The sequence below is a fragment of the Falsihalocynthiibacter sp. S25ZX9 genome (assembly GCF_041205405.1).
In the GTDB taxonomy this organism is placed as follows: Bacteria; Pseudomonadota; Alphaproteobacteria; order Rhodobacterales; family Rhodobacteraceae; genus Falsihalocynthiibacter; species Falsihalocynthiibacter arcticus.
In genome coordinates this window covers 230473-254511 of sequence record NZ_JBGFCD010000002.1, presented here as the reverse complement: position 1 = coordinate 254511, position 24039 = coordinate 230473, and the positions used below count along the sequence as shown (strand labels likewise).

At 54.2% G+C, this 24039-nt stretch carries 25 protein-coding genes; 8 read left to right on the top strand and 17 right to left on the bottom strand.

Annotated elements, in window-relative coordinates; all coding sequences use genetic code 11:
• Positions 1–34: 34 nt before the first annotated feature.
• The 3 genes from AB9F29_RS03355 to AB9F29_RS03345 form a co-directional block, all read right to left on the bottom strand.
• The gene (locus AB9F29_RS03355; protein WP_369754584.1) at positions 35–838 is read right to left on the bottom strand and encodes a hypothetical protein; all 804 of its coding nucleotides are present in this window, start codon (positions 836–838) and stop codon (positions 35–37) included.
• A 121-nt stretch (positions 839–959) separates the two neighbouring features.
• The gene (locus AB9F29_RS03350; RefSeq protein ID WP_335586311.1) at positions 960–2567 is read right to left on the bottom strand and encodes a peptide chain release factor 3; all 1608 of its coding nucleotides are present in this window, start codon (positions 2565–2567) and stop codon (positions 960–962) included.
• A gap of 70 nt (positions 2568–2637) precedes the next feature.
• Positions 2638–3687 (bottom strand): Hint domain-containing protein, encoded by a 1050-nt coding sequence (locus AB9F29_RS03345; protein WP_369754583.1) that lies wholly within the window; start codon positions 3685–3687, stop codon positions 2638–2640.
• A gap of 228 nt (positions 3688–3915) precedes the next feature.
• Here AB9F29_RS03345 and AB9F29_RS03340 point away from each other — a divergent pair, with 228 nt between their 5' ends.
• The 7 genes from AB9F29_RS03340 to AB9F29_RS03310 all read left to right on the top strand — a co-directional run bounded on the left by AB9F29_RS03340 (position 3916) and on the right by AB9F29_RS03310 (position 10286).
• Complete coding sequence (locus tag AB9F29_RS03340) at positions 3916–4695, top strand: SDR family NAD(P)-dependent oxidoreductase (protein ID WP_369754582.1); 780 nt, start codon at positions 3916–3918, stop codon at positions 4693–4695.
• A 142-nt stretch (positions 4696–4837) separates the two neighbouring features.
• Positions 4838–6220 (top strand): sodium:proline symporter, encoded by a 1383-nt coding sequence (locus AB9F29_RS03335; protein WP_369754581.1) that lies wholly within the window; start codon positions 4838–4840, stop codon positions 6218–6220.
• 93 nt (positions 6221–6313) lie between these two features.
• On the top strand, positions 6314–7387 hold the full coding sequence (locus AB9F29_RS03330; protein ID WP_335586319.1) for an ABC transporter ATP-binding protein: 1074 nt from the start codon (positions 6314–6316) through the stop codon (positions 7385–7387).
• 206 nt (positions 7388–7593) lie between these two features.
• Positions 7594–7812 (top strand): twin-arginine translocase TatA/TatE family subunit, encoded by a 219-nt coding sequence (locus AB9F29_RS03325; RefSeq protein ID WP_039000520.1) that lies wholly within the window; start codon positions 7594–7596, stop codon positions 7810–7812.
• Positions 7813–7847: 35 nt separating this feature from the next.
• Positions 7848–8531 carry a Sec-independent protein translocase protein TatB gene (gene tatB / locus AB9F29_RS03320; protein ID WP_369754580.1) on the top strand — a complete coding sequence of 228 codons (684 nt, stop codon included), beginning with the start codon at positions 7848–7850 and terminating at the stop codon, positions 8529–8531.
• Positions 8528–9454, top strand: a complete 927-nt coding sequence (gene tatC / locus AB9F29_RS03315; RefSeq protein ID WP_369754579.1) for a twin-arginine translocase subunit TatC — start codon at positions 8528–8530, stop codon at positions 9452–9454. Before tatB ends, tatC begins: the two co-directional genes overlap by 4 nt.
• Complete coding sequence (locus tag AB9F29_RS03310; protein WP_039000517.1) at positions 9447–10286, top strand: ATP-binding protein; 840 nt, start codon at positions 9447–9449, stop codon at positions 10284–10286. Before tatC ends, AB9F29_RS03310 begins: the two co-directional genes overlap by 8 nt.
• A 72-nt stretch (positions 10287–10358) precedes the next feature.
• Here AB9F29_RS03310 and AB9F29_RS03305 read toward each other — a convergent pair whose 3' ends face one another.
• The 4 genes from AB9F29_RS03305 to AB9F29_RS03290 form a co-directional block, all read right to left on the bottom strand.
• Positions 10359–11570 (bottom strand): peptidoglycan DD-metalloendopeptidase family protein, encoded by a 1212-nt coding sequence (locus tag AB9F29_RS03305; RefSeq protein WP_369754578.1) that lies wholly within the window; start codon positions 11568–11570, stop codon positions 10359–10361.
• A gap of 78 nt (positions 11571–11648) precedes the next feature.
• The gene (locus AB9F29_RS03300) at positions 11649–12290 is read right to left on the bottom strand and encodes a protein-L-isoaspartate(D-aspartate) O-methyltransferase (protein WP_039000516.1); all 642 of its coding nucleotides are present in this window, start codon (positions 12288–12290) and stop codon (positions 11649–11651) included.
• Positions 12287–13075: a 5'/3'-nucleotidase SurE gene (gene surE / locus AB9F29_RS03295; protein WP_039000514.1), complete on the bottom strand. Its 789-nt coding sequence runs from the start codon at positions 13073–13075 to the stop codon at positions 12287–12289. The genes AB9F29_RS03300 and surE overlap by 4 nt, the downstream gene beginning before the upstream one ends.
• Before the next feature lie 176 nt (positions 13076–13251).
• Positions 13252–13932, bottom strand: a complete 681-nt coding sequence (locus AB9F29_RS03290; RefSeq protein WP_369754694.1) for an SDR family NAD(P)-dependent oxidoreductase — start codon at positions 13930–13932, stop codon at positions 13252–13254.
• Positions 13933–14038: 106 nt separating this feature from the next.
• Between AB9F29_RS03290 and AB9F29_RS03285 the strand changes: the two genes are divergently transcribed.
• Entirely contained in the window at positions 14039–14635 is a 597-nt protein-coding gene (locus AB9F29_RS03285) for a biotin transporter BioY (protein ID WP_369754577.1), read from the top strand.
• 164 nt (positions 14636–14799) lie between these two features.
• Here the strand turns inward: AB9F29_RS03285 and AB9F29_RS03280 are convergent, their stop codons facing one another.
• The 10 genes from AB9F29_RS03280 to AB9F29_RS03235 all read right to left on the bottom strand — a co-directional run bounded on the left by AB9F29_RS03280 (position 14800) and on the right by AB9F29_RS03235 (position 23983).
• A complete protein-coding gene (locus AB9F29_RS03280) occupies positions 14800–15219 on the bottom strand; it encodes a DUF1284 domain-containing protein (RefSeq protein ID WP_369754576.1) in 420 nt (139 codons plus the stop codon).
• On the bottom strand, positions 15219–16685 hold the full coding sequence (gene purF / locus AB9F29_RS03275) for an amidophosphoribosyltransferase (protein ID WP_039000510.1): 1467 nt from the start codon (positions 16683–16685) through the stop codon (positions 15219–15221). Before purF ends, AB9F29_RS03280 begins: the two co-directional genes overlap by 1 nt.
• 210 nt (positions 16686–16895) lie before the next feature.
• Positions 16896–17504, bottom strand: a complete 609-nt coding sequence (locus tag AB9F29_RS03270; RefSeq protein WP_369754575.1) for a CvpA family protein — start codon at positions 17502–17504, stop codon at positions 16896–16898.
• 18 nt (positions 17505–17522) lie between these two features.
• Positions 17523–18887 (bottom strand): DNA repair protein RadA, encoded by a 1365-nt coding sequence (radA, locus tag AB9F29_RS03265; RefSeq protein WP_369754574.1) that lies wholly within the window; start codon positions 18885–18887, stop codon positions 17523–17525.
• Between the two features lie 13 nt (positions 18888–18900).
• Positions 18901–19347: a paraquat-inducible protein A gene (locus AB9F29_RS03260; protein WP_369754573.1), complete on the bottom strand. Its 447-nt coding sequence runs from the start codon at positions 19345–19347 to the stop codon at positions 18901–18903.
• 47 nt (positions 19348–19394) lie between these two features.
• A complete protein-coding gene (locus tag AB9F29_RS03255) occupies positions 19395–19724 on the bottom strand; it encodes a hypothetical protein (RefSeq protein WP_369754572.1) in 330 nt (109 codons plus the stop codon).
• Positions 19725–19823: 99 nt separating this feature from the next.
• Positions 19824–20570 (bottom strand): ABC transporter ATP-binding protein, encoded by a 747-nt coding sequence (locus tag AB9F29_RS03250; RefSeq protein ID WP_369754571.1) that lies wholly within the window; start codon positions 20568–20570, stop codon positions 19824–19826.
• Entirely contained in the window at positions 20567–21358 is a 792-nt protein-coding gene (locus tag AB9F29_RS03245) for an MlaE family ABC transporter permease (protein ID WP_369754570.1), read from the bottom strand. The genes AB9F29_RS03250 and AB9F29_RS03245 overlap by 4 nt, the downstream gene beginning before the upstream one ends.
• Positions 21355–22404: an alanine racemase gene (gene alr, locus AB9F29_RS03240; protein ID WP_369754569.1), complete on the bottom strand. Its 1050-nt coding sequence runs from the start codon at positions 22402–22404 to the stop codon at positions 21355–21357. The genes AB9F29_RS03245 and alr overlap by 4 nt, the downstream gene beginning before the upstream one ends.
• 70 nt (positions 22405–22474) lie before the next feature.
• Entirely contained in the window at positions 22475–23983 is a 1509-nt protein-coding gene (locus AB9F29_RS03235; RefSeq protein ID WP_369754568.1) for a replicative DNA helicase, read from the bottom strand.
• Positions 23984–24039 lie beyond the last annotated feature (56 nt).

Genomic DNA, 24039 nt, shown 5'->3' with positions numbered 1-24039 from the left:
GCGGCAGGTTGATGCCACAAGTGCAATAATTACATCACGTATCCGTGATTGTTTCGTTATTGCTCGGGCCTTTCCGACTCGCTGCGCGACGATCCCGTAAAATCCGAAACCGCGAAAATATCGATTTATTAGTGGAAATCAGTCGATTAAGCATCGTGTGGCACAGATCTTCCATGATCGGATCGTCGCAGGCATTTAGGTAAAGCTTGCCGAGCAATTGTTGGTCGAGATCACCGCCAGCGATGGCATATTTCGACATTCCAAGGGGAAGCTTAAGGTTTTTATCCATCCGAAAGGGATGTGGCTTGTCGGGAGCGAATCCGGCGTGGAGGCGTTCGCTCTCATACAGTTTGAACAAACCGAAGAGCATTTCCAGATTGCTCCCGACCTTGATTTGTGTGGAGTTTTCGCCGTGGTCGCCGAAGGTGGTTGCGGCAGAAATGAGCCAGCGCATGTTGAGCTGCGCGATCAAAAGCGGGCGATAGTCCCGCCATAATGTATGAAACAAAGCGATTGTTTCAGGGGGCGGGGCGTCGCGCCGCAAGCACGCAATACAGAGGCCGTGGACCACCAAAATTTCCGATTTTCCCTCGAACTCTTGGCTAAACTCAAGCTGTTTGGACCATAGATCAACAATGGGCCGCCGATCCCGCGCTTCGGGCTTAATATAGGGGGCAGCGGTAACTGTTTTGGCCACAGTTTCCGGAAGATTTGCCGCCGCATAGGGCAAAATTCCAGTGATGTCCGCGTATTGCGTTCGGTGGGCCGAAATTTTTCTGAGGACGCCCTCAAACCCCAATGGATAGGCCCCGTTTGGATTGCTATCGGAACCGGTCATGATGTCTCCTTGAGGGCGAACTTTGGGTCGAGCCAAGCAGAAATACACGCATGATGCAAATTCTTTCACCGCGAAATTATTGCGCAGTGCCCCTACAAATGCAGGCAAGAAGATCCATAGATTAGACCATCATTTCCTTGGTCGCCGTCAACGTAACGTCAGGGTAGTCGCGCCCAATACGGTCGATATCCCATTGTAAACGTGTCAGAAAAACAATGTCGCCGTCGTGGTCATGTGCGATATGCTGTTTGTTGGCGGCTTCGAATTTCTCAATTGCGGCTTTTCCGCCCGTGGCCCATCGAGCGCTGGTGAATTGGGACGGCTCAAAGCGCACAGGGAGGCCGTACTCAAGTTCTATGCGACTGGCGAGAACTTCAAACTGAAGGGCACCCACAACACCGACAATAAAGCCGGAACCAAAAGCGGGTTTAAACACTTTGGCAGCACCTTCTTCGGCAAATTGCATGAGGGCCTTTTCAAGGTGTTTACCCTTCATCGGATCGCCCGAGCGCACGCCTTGCAAAAGTTCGGGTGCAAATGACGGGATGCCCGTGGCGCGTATGACTTCGCCTTCGGTGAGCGTGTCGCCGATACGCAGTTGACCGTGGTTGGGAATGCCAATGATGTCGCCCGCCCAAGCTTCCTCGGCTAATTCGCGGTCAGAGGCGAGGAAGAGAACTGGGTTCGAAATGGACATCGGCTTCTTGGTGCGCACATGCGTAAGCTTCATGCCGCGTTTGAAATGACCCGACGCAAGACGCACAAAGGCGACGCGGTCGCGGTGTTTTGGGTCCATATTCGCCTGAACTTTAAAGACAAATCCGGTAACTTTTTTCTCTTCTGGGTGAACCGCGCGAGGACTGGCGGCTTGGGGCTGAGGTTCGGGGCCAAATTTCGCGATACCGTTCATCAGTTCTTTGACGCCAAAACTGTTGATGGCGGAGCCGAACCAGATCGGGGTCATGGTTCCGTCGAGCATGGCTTGATGATCGAAAGCGGGCAGTAAAGCACGCGCCATTTCGATTTCTTCGCGGAGTTTTTCAAGCAATTCCGCTGGGACGTGTTGCGCAAGTTGTGGGTCATCGAGGCCATTAATTTCGATGCTCTCGGCGACTTTGTTGCGGTCGGCGCGGTCCATAAGTTCCAGCCGGTCACGCAGAAGATCATAACAGCCCAAAAAGTCGCGCCCCGAGCCGATGGGCCAACTTGCGGGACACACATCAATGGCAAGATTCTCTTGGATTTCGTCTATGATATCAAATGTTTCGCGGCTTTCTCGGTCCATTTTGTTACAGAACGTCAGGATCGGCAGGTCGCGCATCCGGCAAACTTCGAACAGTTTTTGGGTCTGACTCTCAATACCTTTTGCGCCGTCGATGACCATCACCGCAGCGTCAACGGCCGTTAGGGTGCGATAGGTGTCTTCGGAAAAATCACTGTGGCCGGGCGTGTCGACAAGGTTGAACCGGTAGGGGCCAAAATCAAAGGACATCGCCGAAGCGGAAACCGAGATCCCGCGGTCTTTTTCCATTTGCATAAAGTCGGAGCGCGTACGGCGCGCTTCGCCCTTGGCCCGCACTTGGCCCGCCATTTGAATAGCACCGCCAAACAGAAGAAACTTCTCGGTGAGGGTCGTTTTCCCAGCGTCAGGGTGCGAAATGATCGCAAATGTACGGCGCCGAGCGATCTCGGGCGGTAAATTGCTAGCGGAGGCGATGATATCTGTCATTGCGGCGGTATAGCTTGGCGATCACAGGCGTGCAATCGAAACGCGCATGGGCGTGTCGGTGAAATGTACCTTATGACCCAAGGGATGAACGGCGAAGGCGCTCGGCGGCGTTGTTCTCTGCAAGGTTTGCGCGTGTGACTTCAATATCGCGATGCAACTGTTGGGGATGACTGACGATTTCCCGCTCCAGACGTTCTGCGAGGTCGGGCGGTAAAACAGCGGTCGTGCGTTTGGAAAAGGGGAGGCTTTCGGCGGCAATGCCTTCAGCATAAATAATCTGGTGGTGATCAAAGAGGATTTGGAAATGCTCAACAAATCCACCTTCAAGGACTGTCACGGTCTCGCCATTCACCAAGTCGCTGGCCCGTACAAAAACTTCGGGACGGCCGAGTTTGAGGTCGTCGCGTCGTTGGTAGATAAACAGCCGGTGATTCGGGCTGACGTGCAGGTCGTTTTCGTTATTAAGCGCGCCGGCCTTGATCACGATGGGGGCGAAATCTCCTACGGCGCGACTGGTGTGGTTGCCGATCCAGCGAATGACTTGAGGGCCGTTGTCACGGGTTAAAATACGGTCTCCAATACGCAGGTTTTCGATTGGATTTTGGCGGCCATCGGCCATTGTAATGTGGGTTCCGCGCATGAACGAGACACAGGCGACTTCGGCGAGACGTGTACGTGCAGCATCGGGATCAACCCGCATTAGCCGGTATTCGGTTTGCCGTTTTAGCGACGAAAGCGGCAGCAAATAGACCGCATCCAGCGCGTTCTCCGAAGGATCGACCTCGGCTAAAACGAGGGCTTCGATGGTATCTCCGCCCTGTGACATAAGGGTGATCGCGCAATCAAGGTGAAGTTGAAATCCGGCGGTGCCCACAAGACTGGTTTGTGAAACAATAAACGGCCCACTTTGCGACTCAGTGACGGTGATATTTGATTCACGGGCGTCCATGGCAAGGCAATAAATATCATCCAAACAGAGGTCGTCCGCATCGGCCAGATCATCGCCAAGATTTGCCCCGTGAAAAACCTTAAAATCCGACGCCAAATAGACGGGTAAATCCCGAATATGCGTTGCAGTAACGCTCTGTGCCGTGAAATTTTTCGGAGCCGTAATCGTCATGGTCGTGTCGTCCAGATTTGGGGCACGCCTCTTGGGCGGTGCTCCTAGTTAAATTGGTTCTAGTTAATAAGTGTTCAATAGAAGGGGCAACATTAAGGCAAAGGGTGTGAAAAGGCTCGTTTTTTTCCTTTCAATGCGTGGTTGGTGCCTATTTTCTGGGGCTGACGTTGGCTTCCATCTTTTGTGGAACCTGATAGGAATTAGAAAAGCAACAAAGGGAGTGACGATATGGACATGGGAATTGCAGGAAAACGGGCATTGGTTTGTGCGTCCTCCAAGGGTTTGGGCAAGGGTTGTGCCGAGGCTTTGGCGGCGGAAGGTGTTGACCTTGTGCTCAACGCGCGCACCGTCGGCCCACTGGAAGAAACCGCGCAGAAAATTCGCGACACCTATGGGGTTAAAGTCATAGCAGTTGCTGCGGATATTACCAGCGAAGAGGGGCGCGCAAAGGTCCTTGCCGCGGCGGGGCACGTCGATATTTTGGTGACGAATGCGGGTGGCCCCCCTCCCGGGGTTTGGTCCGACTGGGATCGTGAAGATTTCGTAAAAGCGTTGGATGCCAATATGTTGACGCCTATTGCTTTGATGAAAGCTCTCTTGCCAGCGATGATCGATCAGGGATGGGGGCGGGTTGTCAACATCACGAGCCAGTCGGTGAAATCCCCGATTGCAGCGCTTGGATTGTCCAATGCGGCACGGGCAGGTTTGACCGGCTATGTTGCGGGGACATCGCGCCAAGTGGCCCCTTCGGGCGTGGTGATTAACAACCTGCTTCCGGGTATTCACGCAACCGATCGCGCGGTTTCGTTGGACTCGGGTGTCGCAAAGGCGCAGGGCATTTCGATGGAGCAAGCGATTGAAACGCGCTCAGCGGGTATTCCAGCGCGCCGCTACGGAACGGCGGGTGAATTTGGCGCAACTTGTGCGTTTATGTGCAGCCAATATGCGGGCTATATGATCGGCCAAAACATCCTTTTGGATGGTGGCTCTATGAACGCGACAATGTAAAACAAATGGCGCAAACGGGCCAAGACGAAGGTCACGTTTGCGTCAAATAGCCCTTTTTGGGGTCGTGCCCCCGTCCAAAATAGTGATTTTCTGGTGGGAACAAAGTTTCCCCACATGGGGGTTCACGAGATTGGGGACATACATGCAAGCTTACTGGATTATTGGCGGATTTGGCCTTGTCGCTTTGGCGAGCCTTCTTGTGGCGCCCAAACGCGCGACTGTTGAGGGATTTTTTCAAGGGCAGATCGGTGGCGCATCGCCCGGTCTTTGGACGCTTGTTCTCTCTCAGGTCACCACGTGGATTTTTGCACGCTCCCTGATGAATTCAGCCATTTTGGGGTATTTTTACGGGATGGCCGGCACAATGGCCTATGCTGCGTATTACTTGTCGTTTCTCACTGGCGGATATGTGGTCGGGCATTTGCGCGGCGCAGGGGCGGGGTCGGTTCAGGACTGGCTGGCGGCGCATTTTGGCGGCACGGGAACCAAATGCTATAACGTGGTTATTGCGCTGCGACTTTTGTCCGAAGTTTTCGCCAACCTGCTGGTTATCGGGCTTGTTATCGGTGCCTTGATGCCCGATGTCGTCAATGCGCCGAGAGCGGCGATCCTCCTCGTTTCTATTCTTGGGTTAGCCTATTCGGCATGGGGTGGCCTTTCGGCGGCTCTGCGCACAGATGTGTTGCAAATGATTGTTTTTATTGTGGTTTTTACCGTGGCCTTCATCGCTCTCGTGTTCCAACCCGACTTTTCTCTCGCCAAAATCGTTACAAGCACTGGCACGTCGGGCAGCTATAACGGTTGGATCCTTATGGCGGTCGCCGCCCTTCAGGTGTTCTCCTACCCGATTCATGACCCTGTAATGATGGATCGCGGATTCTTGGCCGATGAGCGCATAACCAAAGCTTCCTTTCTGCACGCCTTTTGGATTTCGAGCCTCTTTATTATTGGGTTTGGGATGTTTGGTATTCAAGCGGGGTTGATGGGCGCCGAGTATCAAGGCGAGTTGCTGGGCACGTGGGCAGCAATTTTTCCGCAAGGTATTTTTATTGCGCTAATGTTGTCTCTGCTGATTTCCGCGCTGTCGACCCTTGATAGTGCACTGGCTTCTGCGGCGCGTCTCACGGTTGAGGAGTTGAAAATCCTGCCGCGCAGTTTAGCGGGGGGGCGCTTGGCGATGGTCGTCTTTATGGTGCTGGGGGCGGCTCTTACGCTTTGGGGAAACAGCAGCCTGTTCGATGCCGTTGCCGTCTCGGGAACCGCGTCGATGTTTTTAACGCCAATCCTTCTTGTTGGTTTGATTTTCGGACGGCCCATCGCCCTGTGGTCCTTTTTGGTCAGCTATGTCGCGGCGCTTATTGGGGCGGCGTTGTATTTTCTGCGTGCCAACGAAACTGTGGCGATGATCCTCCCCGAAGGGCATAAGTACGAACAGCTCTTGTTGATTTGCATTGTCGTTCTTGCGGTAGGATTTGTCGCAACCTTCCTTGGGATTGAACGTGGTCAAAGGGTTGCCCAGCCTTAGCCACACTGTTATCTGACATAGAATTGGTCTTCTCGACCGTTTCCCTCAGGTTAAGGCCGCTCAGTGACGCAACTATCGCCCTCCAAAATCGAAATGGAAACACCACGCCTTGAAATTCGCCGGATTTCGCGGGCGTTTAGCGGTCGTAATGTGGTTGATGATGTGTCGCTCAGGGTGATGCCGGGGCAGGTGACTTGCCTGCTTGGTCCATCAGGATGCGGAAAATCAACCACCCTTCGGATTATTGCTGGCGTCGAAATGCAGGACCGAGGCGAGATTTACGTCGATGGCAACCTCGTGTGTGATACGATTTATCGTGTGCCGCCAGAAGGGCGTTCTATTGGCCTGATGTTTCAGGATTTCGCGCTGTTTCCGCATTTAACCGTCGCCAAAAACGTAGCCTTTGGCCTAACGGGAACCCGCGACGAAAACATGGCGCGGGTTGAGGAACTTTTGACGCGGGTGGGGTTAGGGCACTTTGCTCAAAGTTATCCCCATGAGCTTTCGGGCGGCGAGCAACAGCGGATTGCCCTTGCACGTGCCCTTGCACCACGCCCGTCGATTATGCTGATGGATGAGCCGTTTTCAGGCCTTGATAACCGATTGCGCGACGACATTCGCGACGAAACACTCGCGGTCCTCAAGGATGAAGGCACCGCCGTTTTGCTGGTCACGCATGAACCCGACGAGGCCATGCGTATGGCCGACGAAATCGCCCTGATGCGCGATGGCCGGATTGTACAACAGGGTGCGCCCTATAACCTTTATAACAGCCCCTTTGATCTTGAAGCGGCGAAGTTCTTTAGTGATATCAATGTGATCCGTGGCGAAGTTCAAGGCGCCTTGTGCGACACACCCTTCGGTCAATTCCTCGCTCCCGGAAAGCCCAATGGGACCGTGTTAAATATCGCAATTCGGCCACAACACCTGCGCATCGATTTTGATCGCGCGGGCCGTGGTCCAAACCCTACGACCGTTGATGGCTCACCTGCGCGCGGTATCGTGACCCGCGCGAGGTTTATGGGGCGAGAGAGTCTTGTGGAATTCAAAATGGACTATGATGATTCCATTTTGAGCGCGACTGTACCGTCCGTTTTCTTGCCAAAAGAGGGCACTCCCCTGTGGTTGATGATCCGTCGGGACCGTTGTTTCGTGTTCAACGCTTAAAAGTGATGCGCCTTGAAGTCCCCTCGAAATCGCCAATAGCTTCTATTTGGACGCAAATTGGTGTATTCTGCGACAACGCGCCCACCGAATAATCACAAAAACATGGCCTCTGCGTGCATTTGGGTATTTGAAACCGCGCGTTTAACCAATACATACAGTAGGGAAACAAGGAAGGTGAGCCGGTTGGCGCACCAAAGGAGTACAAAATGCTAAATAATATTGGCCCAATGGGTCTCGTTCTTATCGCCGTTGTTGTGTTGGTTCTCTTTGGCCGTGGTAAAATTTCGTCTTTGATGGGCGAAGTTGGCAAAGGCATTACCAGCTTCAAAAAAGGCATCAGCGAAGGCCAGAAAGAACTTGCGGACTCAGTCGAAGAGCCACGTGATATCACACCTGAAACTGAGACAAAAAAAGACGAAGCCTGAATTAGTCAGAGCAAACGCGGTTAGGGTCGTTTCAGATGTTTGATATTGGTATGACCGAACTGTTGGTTGTGGGCGTTGTGGCGTTGATCGTCGTGGGCCCCAAGGACTTGCCCGGAATGTTCCGCACTGTAGGGCGGTTCACGGGCAAAGCGCGCGGTATGGCGAAGGAATTCCAACGCGCGATGAACGATGCTGCGGATGAGGCCGGTGTGGCCGATGTTGCAAAAGACCTCAAAAACGTGACGTCCAAGAAAAACCTTGGCTTGGACGCGCTTGAAGACGCGGCCAAAAAGTTTGAAGACTGGAATCCAAAGTCTAATAGCTCGGCCGCAGCCAAGCCGGGTGTGAAAACCGCAGAATTCACCCCAGAGCGTGCTGAGAAGGCCGAGAAAATTCACAAAGCTATGGCGAACAAAGCAACCGAGCGCCACGCTAAGGAAGCGGCGGAAGCTGCGAAGGCGGATGTTGCTGATCCCACTGTGAAGACCGCCACAAAAGCGCCTGCGAAAAAAGCGCCTGCGAAAAAAGCGGTTGTCAAAAAGGTGCCTGTGGAAAAAACGGCGGCCAAAAAGCCAGCAGCGCCAAAGGCCACTCCCAAAACGGTTACAAAAACGACGCCGGTGAAAAAAGCCGCGGCACCAAAACCGACAACCAAAGCTCCTGCCGCCAAGAAAACAGCCGCTAAAAAGGCCGCCAAGAAAGCAGATCCTAAAACATGAGCGAAAACGTCGAAGACAGCTCCGCCCCGCTGATCGAACACCTCGCAGAGTTGCGCACGCGTTTGATTCGTTCTGCTGTCGCTTTCATTGTGGCGATGCTGTTTTGCTTTACCTTCGGCTCACAGCTTTTGGATTTCCTGCTCAAGCCAATCGAAGAAACCATGCGCCAACTTGGCGATCCAAATCCCGCGATGCAATACACGGCGCCACAGGAGTATTTCTTTACGCTTGTACGGCTTTCCATGGTGTTTGGGCTTGGGCTTTCCTTTCCAATCATCGGCACCCAACTGTGGCGTTTTGTGGCGCCCGGCCTTTATAAAAACGAGAAGAACGCGTTTCTTCCGTTTCTCTTGGCGTCGCCGATTATGTTCCTGCTTGGCGCCGGATTTGCACATTATGTGGTGACACCGATGGCGATGAAATTCTTCCTTGGCTTCGCGGATGCGACGTCCATTTTAGGGTCGGCGGTTCCGACGGATGGGGTCCCTATTCCGGTCGATCCCGACGCTGGAATCAAGATCAATTTTAATGGGAAAGTCAACGAAACCCTTGATATTACATTGAAAATGATCGTGGCTTTCGGGCTGTGCTTCCAACTTCCGGTCCTGCTGTCCCTTATGGGCAAAGCGGGCCTTGTGTCGAGCAAAGGCCTTGCTAGCGTGCGTAAATACGCCGTTGTGGGCATCCTCGTGCTCGCTGCCCTCGTGACGCCGCCCGACGTGATCACACAGGTCATTTTGTTTGTTGTGGTCTTTGGCCTTTATGAGGCTTCAATCTGGCTCGTGTATTGGATCGAAAAGCGGCGCGAAGCCAAGCTGAAGGCCGATGGGCTTTGGGATGAGGACATTCACGGCGACGGTAATTTTGGGGTCGATGATGAAGAGACTCCGCCAGAAGACGACGGGAAAGCGGCTGATGAGTGAAATACTCCTAACACGGATTGCTGAAGCGCTGGAACGCATGGAGCCAGCGCCGGTTGCCGCCCCAGATTTCACGAAGGCCGATGCTTTTGTGTGGCACACAGAGCCAAATCGGTTTTCACCCGTGGAGAAGGTCAGCCGTGTGCAGCTTGATCTTTTGGTTGGCATCAATCGCTCGCGCGATACTTTACTTGAGAATACGTTGCAATTTGCGCGCGGGTTGCCAGCCAATAATGCGCTCCTTTGGGGGGCGCGGGGCATGGGGAAATCCAGCCTTGTGAAGGCGATCCACGCCGAAGTTTTGCGCCAAGGGCACGACCTGAAGATCGTTGAAATTCAACGCGAAGATCTGCCTTCGATTGGGCATCTCTTGGCCTTGATCCGTGATGCTGATGCGCGGTTTTTGATGTTTTGCGATGACTTGTCGTTCTCGCATGACGATCAACATTACAAATCTCTGAAGGCAGTTTTGGACGGGGGAATAGAAGGGCGGCCAGATAATGTTGTGTTCTATGCCACCTCCAATCGCCGCCACTTAATGCCGCGCGATATGATCGAAAACGAGCGCTCCTCCTCCATCAGCCCTTCAGAAGCTGTTGAGGAGAAAGTCTCGCTTTCGGATCGTTTCGGGCTGTGGCTCGGGTTCCATCCGTGCTCGCAAGACGAATACCTTGAGATGATCCGTGGATATTGCCGCGCGCACGGGATTGAAATTGACGAAGAAACCCTCTGGGCCGAGGCCATTGAATGGCAAGCCACGCGCGGAAGCCGTTCGGGGCGGGTTGCTTGGCAGTACTTCACTGACCTTGCTGGGCGTCGCGGAATTTCGCTCTAGATACCGAAAAATAGCACAAAAAAAACGCGGCTCCGAAAGGACGCCGCGTTTTTTGTTTCTAGCCCTCTGACCCTAGCTTACAAAAGGCGTAGGATCGACGCTGTCGAATCCTTGGCGTACCTCAAAATGCAGGAATGCAGGGTTACCAGCCCGCATTTTAGCAATGTTTTGGCCGCGCGTTACGGTCTCGCCTTTTTGGACGGTTACCCCGTCAACATTTGCATAAACCGTCAAAAGCCCATCCGCGTGGCGAATAACAACGATGGTTACACCTTCGGTATCCACAGTCACGGCAGCTACTTTTCCTGCCTCCGCCGCTTTAATCGGCGTGCCGACGGCGGCGGAAATATCGATTCCGTCGTTTTTACCTTTTTGGTATTCGCGGATGATTTTCCCGCTTACCGGCATTTGCAATCTCGTCGCCTTTTCGGACGCTGCGGTTTGCTGCGCGCCCATATCAGGTGAGGCAGGCGTGGGCACGACTGCCGCGGCCGCTAGGGGCGTTTCGGCGGGAAGCGCTACGGCGGCACTCGGTGGTAAGGGCGTTACTGAGCCTTGACCGGGTTGGGTTTCGACGGCTGAAACCGTAACGATCTCTTCTGCTTCGGCGTCCGGTAGCGGAATGAGCAAATATTGACCTTCGCGGACGGCTAGGTCGCTGCCGAGGCCGTTCCATTCCGTCAGCGAGCGCACAGAAACATTATACAGGCGCGCCACGGAATAGGCCGTTTCCCCACGTTCGACTTTGTGGCGGACGGGTTCTGCTACCTTGGCGGAGGCGGGTTGAGCGGGTGTGGAGGCCGGTTTTATGGGCGTTCCTGCGCGGTCGATGGCGTCACCGGCCAAAGTGGTAATATCTATCGCGCCTGAAGTGATTGTTGACGAGGTGGCGGGTTCAGCAACCCGTTGTGGGAGCGCCAGAAGTTCGCCTGAGCGCATTTGAGTGCTCGGACTTACGCCATTGTATTTCGCCAGTTCATTTTCATTCAAACCCAAACGTCTGGCAATATCGGCAACCGTTTCGCCCTTGCGCGCCAAAACCACTTGATAGCTCGGGTAGGAGACAACGCCGCGTGCATCCGGTTTTGGTGCAGGCTCCGTTGGACGGGTGGATTGGGAGGTGGTCGTGAAGGAATTACCGAAATTGCCACGCAAATCAGTGTCAAAGCCGTCGCTACAAGCGGTCACCGCAAATAGGGCGCTCGTTACGAGTAGAGTGCGAGACGCGGTGCGCGCGTTGTGAAAAAAAGGCACCGAATAGGGGTGGGTGGGTAATTTCTGCATGGTTCGTCCTCAACTGCCTTTGCCCGTTTGGCGGGCTTATTTAATCTCTTATACACGAATTTAAACGGGTTTGCAGGCCTATTCTTCGTCGCCCAACCCTTCGAGCAGTGGAACAAAACGTACGCCGCGTAATTCCTCGTAGTCAAAACCCGTTTCAGATCGTGTGACTTTGATCAATGTTTGTACGGTGTCGGATTGCCCAACGGGAAGGACCATAATTCCACCGACGCGCAATTGTGCCAGCAGGGGCCCGGGAGCGTCCTCGGCGGCGGCCGTGAGAAGTATCCGATCAAACGGGGCGTGGTCTTCGAGGCCGCGACTGCCGTCGGCGGTGAACGTTATAATGTTTCCGATGCCCATTTGCGCAAAGATATCTTCGGCCTCTCGCACCAAGCGACGGTGCCTATCGACGGTGTACACCCGCCTCGCCAATTGACTGAGAATAGCGGCCTGATAGCCAGAACCCGTGCCAATTTCGAGAACTTTGTTACGCGGCTGGACGTTTAAGGCCTGCGTCATCAGGCCCACGATCGAGGGTTGGCTGATCGTTTGGCCACAGGCGATGGGGAGGGGCATATCCTCATAGGCGCGATTCGCGAAAACCCCGCGCACAAAGGGACCGCGATCAATGGTTTCCATGGCCGTCAGGACGCGTTTATCCGTGACGCCTTTTGAGCGCAGTGCATAAAGAAACTGCATTTTGCGCTCGGCTAAACTCATGTGTCGATAGCGTCTTTAAGGTCTTGCAGGACGTTATGGGCGGTCAAATCGGCGCGCATGGGGGTAACCGAAGTATAGCCCGCGAGATTGGCCGATGCATCGGTGCCTTCGCCCGTCTCGACTTGCTGATCGCCGCCTTTAATCCACAGGAATCGGCGGCCAGAAGGCGACAAATGCGGTTCTGCAGAGAAGCTCGTACCTTTGCGAAATCCCTGAACCGTTGTGCGAATGCCTTTGACGTCCGCTGCCGCGAAGGGCGGGAAATTAACGTTGTAAAACAGGCGGTAATCGGCGGTATCCTTAGGCGCGGCCTTGAGGATCGCGCGGATTGTGTCGGCGCCATGACTTGCGGCGGCCTCAAACGGATTCGCGAGTGTCGCGTTCGCAGAGCCAAAATATTGCGACAAAGCGATAGCAGGGATGCCTTGAAGCGCGGCTTCCATAGCGCCGCCAATTGTGCCCGAATAAAGGGTGTTTTCAGCCGCGTTATTGCCACGATTCACACCAGACAACACTAGGTCGGGCCAATTGTTGGGCATGACATCGTAGAGCGCGGCGAGGACACAGTCGGCGGGGCTGCCTTCGGTTGTGTAATTGCGTTCGCCCAGTTTCGCCATGGCCATAGGATTGGTGTAGGAAATCGAGTGGGCGACGCCGGATTGCTCGAAGGCGGGGGCGACGGACCAAACCTCACCCTTTGGGCCTGCAAGCTCGGTTGCGATACCATGCAATACCCGCAACCCCGGGGCGTTAATACCATCGTCATTCGTGATTAAAATGCGCATTCAAAGGTTCCAGTCTTCTTGTTTATAGTCCTAGTGCAGGCAGGCACACAGGTAAAGAATGCACTAAGATGCGTTATGTTTTTCTAACTTTTTGCAAAAAATACGTGCATTTTTGACTCGCTTTGGGCGATTATGATCGCAAAATAACGAAGATTTTAGGGTTCGATGCTGTTTGGCTATTTTAAGAGGTCCATAACACGGGCGGCTTGCCCTTCCGCATCCATCAGTTTTGTGCGATCTTCACCAGGGAAAAAGCGTGCGCGTAAGCTCGAAGGCATGGGTGCAGGTTGGTGAATGATGACTTTGGGGCCGGTTTTGACGGTTTCGGCTTGCCAGCTGCGCACAAGGGCCATTTGCGCGGCTTTGCTTGCGCCGTAGCTACCGAAAAAGCTTTTGCCAGCGGCATCATCGTCAAGGAAAACTGCTTTGCCATCGGGCGCAATCGAAAGAAGTGGCGCGACATAGGTAATCAAACGCTGTGTCGCTGTCAGGTTGCAGGCGATGGATTTATCGAAATCTTTGGTGTCCACATGGCCGGCAGGGGCCAGAGGCGCGCCATGAATGGCTGTGTGGACCCATGTATCAATGTGGCCCCAGCGCTCGAAAATCGAGAGGCAAAGATGTTGCATTGCCCCTTCGTTGGTTACGTCAAGGGGGGCCAATGTTGCCGCTCCGCCTTGGGCTTGAATGCGATCATCCAACTCCTCCAAAGCGCCCGTTGTGCGAGCCACGGCCACAACATGGTGCGTTTTAGCGAGCGCCAAAGCCAGCGCAGCGCCAATGCCACGGGACGCTCCGGTTACAAGAGCGATTTTTACGGGAGTGTCTGGGACAGGGTTTTGCGATATATCGGTCATGCTTTCATTTCTCACTTGCGTCTCTTTCATGCAAGGGGTTCCTTGACTTTTGCGGCATATTGCCCAAAAAGCGTACTTGAGAGCATGTATCCAAGGAGACCCCAACATGACATTAACCAAAGCCCTGATCGGTTCCAATTCCCTCGCAACCAAAGGGATGATGGTCCTGCTCGGTTCTGCATTCATCGCATTGGCGGCCCAAGTGTCCGTTCCAATGTTCCCCGTTCCGATGACAATGCAAACCCTTGCGATTATGATCGTTGGTTTGACTTTCGGCTCCCGTCTGGGCGCTGTAACGTTGCTTGCCTACCTCGCTGAAGGCGCTTCTGGTCTGCCCGTCTTCGCGCACGGCGCTTCAACCCTCGCATTTGTTGGACCAACCGCTGGCTTCCTCGCAGGCTTCGTTGCCATGGCATTCCTTGCGGGCCTCGCCGTCGAGAAGGGCATTGCTAGAGGTTTTGTTGGCACAGCTCTTACCGCAATCGTTCTTTCCGCGTTCATCTACATTCCAGGCGTTGCTTGGGCGATGTGGATTGGCGAAGTTGCGGGCCTTGACGCTGCTAAATGGGGTGCGGATAGCTTCGCTTCCATCTGGAAATGGTACATGTCGCCCTTCCTTATTGGTGACGCATCGAAAGCGGTTATCGCGGCTCTTGTCGTGACGGGCGCATGGAAAGTTTTAGACGCACGTAAAGCGAAATAAACACTCCAAAATTAATACCTTGAAGCGCCGCCTCGGTCCCCGAGAGCGGCGTTTTTCGTTGCACTCTCATCGTGCCTGCCGAGCATCGCGAGGCTACGCCCAACAGGAGTAACCCCCGCAGGGGGGGTGATCTTGGCGGGAGCATTTCCTTTTTCTTCTGGAGCTTATGGGGTCTCGTGAAGCGCCGCGAGGGCGGCCTCGCACATACCGTATTCAAGCCACTGACAGCCGGCGCACACCTGCTTCAAGCTACCCACGGGGACGTGTTTTTTAATCCGTGCCTTGGCTTCGCCCCACGTCAAAACCTCATTGGCCGACAATTGAAGCGCGGCAGCGTGGCTGCGATCCAACGTCTTGATCTTGGGTTGATTGCTGCACAGTCGACCGCGGCGTTTGGGGCAGGGGCCGCAGATATCATCGGTCATCCCTACGGTCTGAATCTGCCGCTCATCGCCGCCCTCTGCACGCAATTGTTCAACAACAATTGCGTGCATGTTTTCGGTAAAGCTCTCAGAATAGCCTTTGCCCTGAAATCCCAGCGCGCACAAAAAGTGGTGCGGGCGGAATTTCAGGAGGGCATTCATTATTCAGCAGCAGTTTTTAGGGTAAATCCTTTGGCCATCATATCGGTCGGGCGCACGGGATATTCGCCCGAGAAACAGGCGTCGCAATATTTGGGGGCTTTGGCATCACGGCCCTCGGGAACGCCCGCTGCACGATAAAGTCCATCGAGTGTGACAAACTTGAGGCTGTCAACGCCAAGGTGCACGCGCATCTCTTCTTCGTTCATATTCGCGGCCAGAAGCTTGTCGCGCTCAGGGGTGTCTACCCCATAAAAACAAGGCCACATTGTGGGCGGTGAGGCGATACGGAAGTGAACCTCCGCAGCTCCAGCATCCAAAATCATCTGCTTGATTTTGCGGCTGGTGGTGCCCCGAACAACCGAGTCATCCACCAAAATCACTCGTTTGCCCTTAATGAGCGCGCGGTTGACGTTGAGTTTGAGGCGCACACCCATGTTGCGGATTTGCTCGCTCGGCTCAATAAACGTGCGCCCCATGTATTGGTTACGGATGATGCCCATAGCATAGGGAATACCGCTTTCTTTTGAGTATCCAATCGCCGCAGGGGTGCCTGAATCGGGCACAGGGCACACAAGATCTGCATCAACAGGCGCTTCACGGGCCAGTTCTACACCAATCTGGTGGCGCGTTTCATAGACCGAACGGCCGCCCAGAATGGAATCGGGACGGCTAAAGTAAACATGTTCGAAAATACAGAACCGTGAGGGTTTTTTCTCAAACGGGTGATAGCTTTCAACACCGTCCTCGGTGATGACAACCATCTCGCCGGGTTCAATTTCGCGAATGAAATCGGCACCAACAATGTCGAGCGCACAGGTTTCGGAACTCAACGCCCAACCGTCACCCAGCTTGCCCAGAACCAGCGGACGCACGCCGAGTGGGTCGCGCACGCCAATCAATTTGGTACGAGTCATGGCCACAACGGAAAACGCGCCCTCGACTGATCGGAGCGCGTCTTTCATACGTTCGGGAATGTTGCGCTGCATCGAGCGTGCCATCAAATGGATGATACATTCGGAATCAGACGAACTCTGGAAAATCGAGCCGCGTTCAATCAAGTCGCGGCGCAGGGCATCGGCATTGGTGATATTACCGTTATGCGCAATCGCCGCTCCGCCCATGGAAAACTCGCCAAAGAAGGGCTGTACGTCGCGGATGGCCGTGGCCCCCTTGGAGCCCGAAGTGGAGTAGCGCACATGGCCAATTCCGATGGGCCCGGGCAGGGTTTGCATCACAGAATGAGAGGTGAAATTGTCGCGAACATAGCCAAATCGACGGGCGGAGTTAAATCCGTGTTCGTGATCGTGGACAACAATGCCACCGGCTTCTTGACCGCGGTGTTGTAGAGCGTGCAAGCCGAGTGCAACGAAATTAGCCGCATCGGCAACGCCGACGACGCCAAAAATTCCGCATTCTTCTTTTAGCTTGTCGTCATCGAACGGGTGGCTGGGGGGCATATCGCGCATTGGCAGGTGGCTCCGATTCCATAGCTTTGGTTCTTCGACCCCCTCTTACGGGAGCCAAGCGGGGATGTCATCCGTCGGATGATAGGAAATTGTCATATTTTTGATAAAGAGCGTGGCTTTTGTCGCTTTGCCGTTGATTGGGCGAAAAAATGTAAAAAGGCCGCCCCAAAAGGAGCGACCTTGATGTCAAAGGATGCCTGAAAAACAGGCTTATTCGGCGGGAACCACTTCTGCAGGAACCGCTTCAGCAGGTACGATATCTGCTGGCGCTTCGCAAAGTGCGAGGTAGGAATTGACGCGTGACTGCAACCAGCCTGGAACATCGTCGGGTACATTTTCGCCAACTTGGCCCACAAGGGAGCTAAAAATCACGGCACTGCGGCTGTTGTCGACGACTTCAAACGTTTGATCCGTAACCGCCCAGTCGTAAATAAAGAGCGACACTACAACCAGTAATACACCGCGCGCCGCGCCAAAGAGAAAACCGATGCCTTGGTCAAGACCACCCAAAATGCTGCGTTGGACCATGCTTGAAAACAGCGGGGTAAAAATCGCCATAACGACCAGACCAACCACAAGTACGATGACAAAAGCCACCATCAGCGACAATTCACATTGTCCGCCAATCATGTCTTTCAGGATGGGAATTTCGCGCACCAAAGGTTCGACCTTAGGGGCGAAAATATAGGCCACAATTGCCGCAACAACCCAACTGGCAATCGAAAGCGTTTCGCGAACAAAACCACGGGAATATGCCAATACCGCCGAGAGGATGATCACAATGGCCACTACGCCGTCTACTATGGTAAAACCTTCCATATCTTCTCCTGTTGGGGGTTAAGAGTCCCCGAATACGTCTTTTACGAAAGTAGTAAGATCGGACACTGTGCTGATCTTCATTCCCGTCTGATCAAGTTTTTTTCCACCCGAAGGCATGATAGCTGAGCTAAAACCAAGTTTCTCGGCTTCTTTCAACCTGTTTTCCGTTTGTCCAACGGGTCTAAGTGCCCCTGATAAGCTAATTTCGCCAAAAACCACAGTGTCAGAGGGCAAAGAATGATCTTCGCGCGCAGAAAGTAGCGCCGCCGCAACAGCCAAGTCGGCCGCAGGTTCGGACACACGCAGCCCTCCTGCGACGTTTAGGTACACATCGAGCCCCGTAAAGGGTACGCCGCAACGTGATTCTAGGACGGCCAAAATCATCGCCAAACGGCTCCCATCCCAACCCACAACCGTGCGGCGGGCTTGGGAATGAGGCGAGGGGGCGACGAGGGCTTGCAGCTCAACGAGCATCGGGCGGGTGCCTTCGATGCCGGAAAAAACCACAGAACCCGGTGCGGGGTTTTCGCGATCGCCCATAAACAGTGCCGAGGGATTTTTTACTTCGGCGAGGCCTTTGCCCGTCATTTCAAAGACGCCGATTTCGTCCGTCGGGCCATAGCGGTTTTTCACGGCGCGCAGGATGCGGAATTGGTGGCCGCGTTCGCCCTCAAAGTACAAAACCGTGTCGACCATGTGTTCGACAACGCGGGGGCCAGCGATTTGGCCGTCCTTGGTGACATGCCCCACAAGAATTACCGCCATGCCTTTGCGTTTGGCAAAGGTCGTCAACTCATGGCAGGCGGCGCGCACTTGGCTTACAGATCCGGGCGCGGAATCGACATTGTCGGACCACATGGTTTGAATGGAATCGATGATCGCGAGGTCGGGTTTTTCGATCTCAAGCGTCGTAAGAATATCGCGTAAATTGGTCTCAGCGGCGAGCTTGACTGGCGCCTCTTGGATGCCCAAACGTTTTGCGCGCATCCGTACTTGGGCGCTGGCTTCTTCGCCCGAAACATAGATCGTTTTCAAGCCTGCGCGCGCAAAACTCGCGGCGGCTTGCAACAAGAGGGTCGACTTGCCGATACCCGGATCGCCGCCCACCAGAACCGCGCTTGACGGTACTAATCCTCCACCCAACACACGGTTTAACTCGCCGGATCCTGAACGGGTGCGCTTTGGGGGATCTTCTTCGGTCGCAAGATCAAACAAGGCAATGGGGCTGCCACGTTTTGCGCCAAGGGATTTGCTGGGCGGACCAGAAGAAAAGGGTATTTCCTCAGAAATCGTGTTCCATTCCCCGCAGGAATCGCATTTTCCCGACCACTTGGTATAAGTAGAGGCGCAGGTTTTACAGACGAAGTTTTTGGTTTTTGCCATAAGGGGTTATTGCCTAAGCCGCGCGCTTTTCCAAGCTCTCAGTTGCAAAAGAAATCGCAAAACTCGCAAGAACGCATCCGGTAAAGGCATAGAGGCCCCAGCCTGTCTCGACCCGTCCAACCCCGATGCCTTTGACAACCACAATATAGAGCGCGAGCAGGAAAATATCCGCCATCGCCAATTTCCCAAGAACGCGCAACGCGGGGAGGACGCGCCGATCCAAAAGATCAAACTGCACAAGCGCCAGTCCGACGGTTTTGAGGTAGGGGGCAAAAAGTGCGAGGACCGTCACCAAAAGGGCGAGAAACATGTCCGTCTTCCACAGGCTTTGCAGCCCCGAAACGACCGATATTTCCGACAATTTGAACAGTGGAAGCAAGCCCGCTCGCAACAGCGGAGCAAACCACGCGATTGGAAAGGCAATAAGCAACAAAAGGTTGGCAATACGCAGAAATTTCATACGCGTAGAGGTCGCAGTTTACCGCATGCTTTTCAAGAGGTGCTCTGCTAAATCGAGAATTCGTGCTCGCCTGACGGACGTTTATGCGATGAAGCGTAACGACGGGTGGAATTGTTGCGCCGATTGCAAAACGCCACGGTCGCAATCCAGAAAACCACAGGGGTGGTGGCAACAGCAAAGGCTTCAATAGGGAGGGACGTCGCCAGAAAAATATCTCTACCAATATACACTGTCACATAGGCACCCCATGCGACATTAATGATATATACGGCCCAGTGATCGCTACGGGAATGCAAAACGCGGCGCGCTGCAAAATAGGTCACAATCGCGGGGGCAGCGACAAAAAACAGCCTAAGATAAAGTTCAGTGATCGTCATTTTTAAGGCCTCCGTTCTAGACTCTAACCCAGTTTGAATTTGGCTAATCTTCCCTAACAAATGGTTAAGGGCTTAGATAAATTTTGAAATTTATTGGAGCTATCGAACGGATTCGATAGGGCCATGTGCGCTGCCGCTGATAAATTGGGTGAGATAAGGATCGTCGCTTTGATCCATTTCCGCGACCGGACCTGTCCATTGAATAACGCCATTATGTAGCATGGCAACTTTGTCAGCAATGGCGCGGACGCTGGACATATCGTGGGTGATTGTGATCGCGGTTGCCCCCATTTCGACAACGATTTCACGTATCAACTCGTTGATAACACCAGACATAATTGGATCAAGACCCGTCGTGGGTTCGTCAAAGAAGATAATCTCGGGGTCGGCGGCAATTGCACGCGCCAAGCCCACACGTTTTTGCATGCCGCCCGAAAGTTCAGAGGGAAAAAGATCTGCCACATCGGGGGACAAGCCCACGCGACGCAGCTTTTCAATGGCAATTTCGCGGGCTTCGGCTTTTGGCCGTTTTAGGCCGCCGCGCAAAAGGCGAAACGCCACATTCTGCCATATAGGCATAGAATCAAAGAGCGCGCCGCCCTGAAACAACATGCCAAAACGGGCAAGGAAAGCATCCCGCTCGGCGGTTTCGACGTTTTGCCCGTCAACGATGATCTCTCCAGAATCAGGGGTGACAAGCCCAAGGATGCATTTGATGCATATGGATTTTCCCGTTCCAGAACCGCCAATAATGACCATGCTTTCACCGCGCGGGACCTGTAGGTCGACACCGCGCAATACTTGGTTGGAATCAAAGGTTTTATAAATTTTTGAGAGCGTAATCATATGGTGAAAAACACGCTTGTTAGGAGGAAGTTTGCCGCCAAAATCAGCACGGCTGCGGCTTCGACTGCACCCTTGGTCGCGCGACCAACCCCCTGAGCCCCGCGACCGGAATTCATGCCATAGTAGCATCCCATTAAAGCGGAAATAACGCCGAAAGCCGCACCTTTGACGAGGGAAGAAATGATGTCCAGTGGCTCAAGGAAATTCACCGTATTATGGAGGTAGGCGGCGGAATTGAACCCCAAGCTGCCGGTTCCAATCAAGTACCCCCCGAGAATGCCGATGATATCGCCCACCGCCACAAGCAGCGGAACGGTAAACAACGCAGCAACCACCCGAGGTACAACAAGGTACTTAATCGGATGCGTCGAGAGCGTCACGAGGGCGTCTATTTGTTCGGTCACGCGCATGGTAGCGATCTCGGCGGCAATGGACGAGGTCACGCGCGCGGCGATCATAAGGCCGACCAAAACTGGCCCTAGTTCGCGCACCATACCGATGGCAACAATTTGTGGAACGACGGCTTCGGCCGAAAACCGTGCGCCGCCTGCATAGATCTGGAGCGCCAAGGCGCCGCCCGTAAAAAACGCAGTTAGGCCCACGACCGGCAGGCTTAAATATCCAATGTTCATAAGGGATTGCAGGAGTTCTTTAAAGTAAAATGGCTGGCGAAATGTATGACCCGCAACTTGGGATGCAAAAATCGACACCCGCCCGATGGACGCCATGAAGCCCATGACCGCACGCCCCAAGGCCGCCAGAGGCGAAGCCATCGCGCGCAGAATCATGAAAGAACTTCGCCATAGCGCCGCGCGTGGCGAGAGCCAAGGGAGGTCAGGATTTCATAGCCAATGGTTCTTGCAGAAAGCGCTAAGTCGTCAACGCCTTGGTGTCTGCACAGGATGTCGAGTTGATCGGGGTGTTCGGTTATATGGGTGACGTCGACCGTGATCAAATCCATCGAAACGCGGCCTACCAGCGGGCAGGGAATATCGCCAAACCAGAGGGTCGCATTGTTGCTAAGAGCGCGTGGCAATCCGTCGGCGTAGCCCGAGGATAGCGTGGCAATCCTGCTGGGAACTTCGGCCTGCCAAGTACATCCATAGCCCACGGTTTCACCCACGTCCAAATCCCGCGTTTGAATCACGGGCAACGACAGGTGAACCACGGGGCTGGCGGCATCAAAAGGCGCACCGCCATAGAGGCCAATACCGGGGCGCACCAAATCAAAGTGGTACTCGGACGATAGGAAAATACCGCCTGTGGCCGACAAGGAAAGCGGCGCCTGCACACCTTCTGTCATGGCGCGAAAGTTTTGCAATTGTGCATCGTTCGCCGAGTGATTTGGTTCGTCGGCGCAGGCCAAATGGCTCATAACAAGGGTCGGGGATCGCTCTAATGCAATGTCGCGCACAGCGTGCCATTCGGCGGCTTCCATGCCCAGACGGCTCATGCCCGTATCAAGTTGGATACCGAACGGCGCACCGGGCAGGGCTTCGAAATGGCGGGTCAACTGGGCCACAGAATTAAGCATCGGTGTCAGTTGCATGTCGTGAATCATATCTGTAGCGCCGGCCATATGTCCGGAAAACAAGTTGATTTTTGGATTGGGACCAACGGCTTGCCGCACTTGGGCGCCCTCGTTGGCCGTCGCCACGAAAAAGGTGCGGGCGCCGGCATGGAGAAGAGCTTTGGCGACGCGCTCCGCCCCGCAGCCGTATCCGTCAGCTTTCACCACCGCCGCCGTTTCAACCGAAGCTTCAGTGAGGGCATCGAGAACGCGCCAATTATCTACCAGCGCGTTGAGATCAATTTTGAGTTTACCTGTCGACATGGAGATCGTTCTGACGATTGGCGCACGGGCTGGCAAGGGGAAATCGAAAAGCGAGACAATGGTGCATAAATTAATAGCCGTTGGGTTCGCTTTGCCATGCTTTGACAAGATTGCCAAAGCGGGTGAACTGCCCTTCAAACGAAAGCTCGACGTGGCCGATTGGCCCGTGACGCGCCTTGCCGATGATGACTTCGGCCTTCGCATGGAGCGCGTCCATTTCTTCCTGCCACGCAGCCATTTTGTCCAGCTCGTGATCGCCCGGTTTTTCACGCTCTTTGTAATATTCCTCACGGAACACAAACATCACGACGTCGGCGTCTTGCTCAATCGAGCCCGATTCCCGAAGGTCGGAAAGTTGGGGGCGTTTGTCTTCGCGGTTTTCAACGCCACGGCTGAGCTGGGAGAGGGCGATCACGGGAATATCGAGTTCCTTGGCAATGGCCTTAAGCCCCTGTGTGATCTCGGAAACTTCGTTTACGCGGCTGTCTTTGGCGGTGGCGGGGCGCACGAGTTGAAGGTAGTCCACAATCAGCACGTCTAGCCCATGCGTCCGTTTCAAACGACGAGCGCGCGCCGCCAATTGCGAGATCGGCAGGGCAGGCGTGTCATCGATATAAAGCGGGCAGGATTCAAGTTTTTTGGCGGCTTCCACAAAACGGCGGAACTCTTCCTCGGTCATGTCACCGTTGCGAATTTGGCCAGACGGAACCTCTGCAGCCTCCGAAAGAATCCGTGTGGCGAGTTGCTCGGCGGACATCTCGAGGCTATAAAACCCAACGACGCCGCCCTGGATTGCGCCCTCAGTTCCGTCAGGCCTTTTGCCCTTTTTATAGGCTTTGGCGATATTGTAGGCGATGTTGGTGGCCAGTGAGGTTTTCCCCATTGAGGGGCGTCCGGCAAGGATCAAAAGGTCGGAGCGGTGTAAACCACCCAGCATTTTGTCCATATCTATCAATCCCATAGAGATCCCAGACATGCCGCCTTCGCGCTGATATGCGGTATTGGCTACGGTGACAGCTTCAGTCACAGCCTTGAGGAAGGATTGAAACCCACTCTCGGTTTGCCCTTGCTCGGCCATTGCATAAAGGGCTTGTTCGGCTTCAACAATTTGCTCTTTAGGTTCGCTCGCGACATTTACATTTGCCGCTTTGTCCATAATCTCGCGGCCTAGCCCCATAAGTTCCCGACGGATCGCCAAATCATAGATAATTTGCGCATAGTCCCGCGCGGCAAAACTGGAAATCGCCGCCCCAGCAAGACGCGCCAAATACGCGGGTCCACCGAGTTCTTTGAGGCCCTCGTCGTCTTCCATGAACGCTTTCAAGGTTACCGGCGACGCGTTCATATTTTTAGCAATACGGTGCGACGCGAGCTCATAGATTCGCGCGTGAGTCGGCTCGTAGAAATGCGTGGCATTGATAACAGAAGCCACGCGATCGAACACCTCGTTGTTGGTGAGAATCGCACCCAAAAGCTGCTGTTCCGCCTCAATATTATGCGGTTGTGCGCTGAGCTCGGAAGCTTCTGCACTCGTCGCAGGAAGCCCCGCGCCATTGTTGACTGGTACGATTTCGTTCATTTGATTCCCCGACCGGATTGGGTGTCTGCTTAGCGCAGACTTCATGGAAGTCGCAA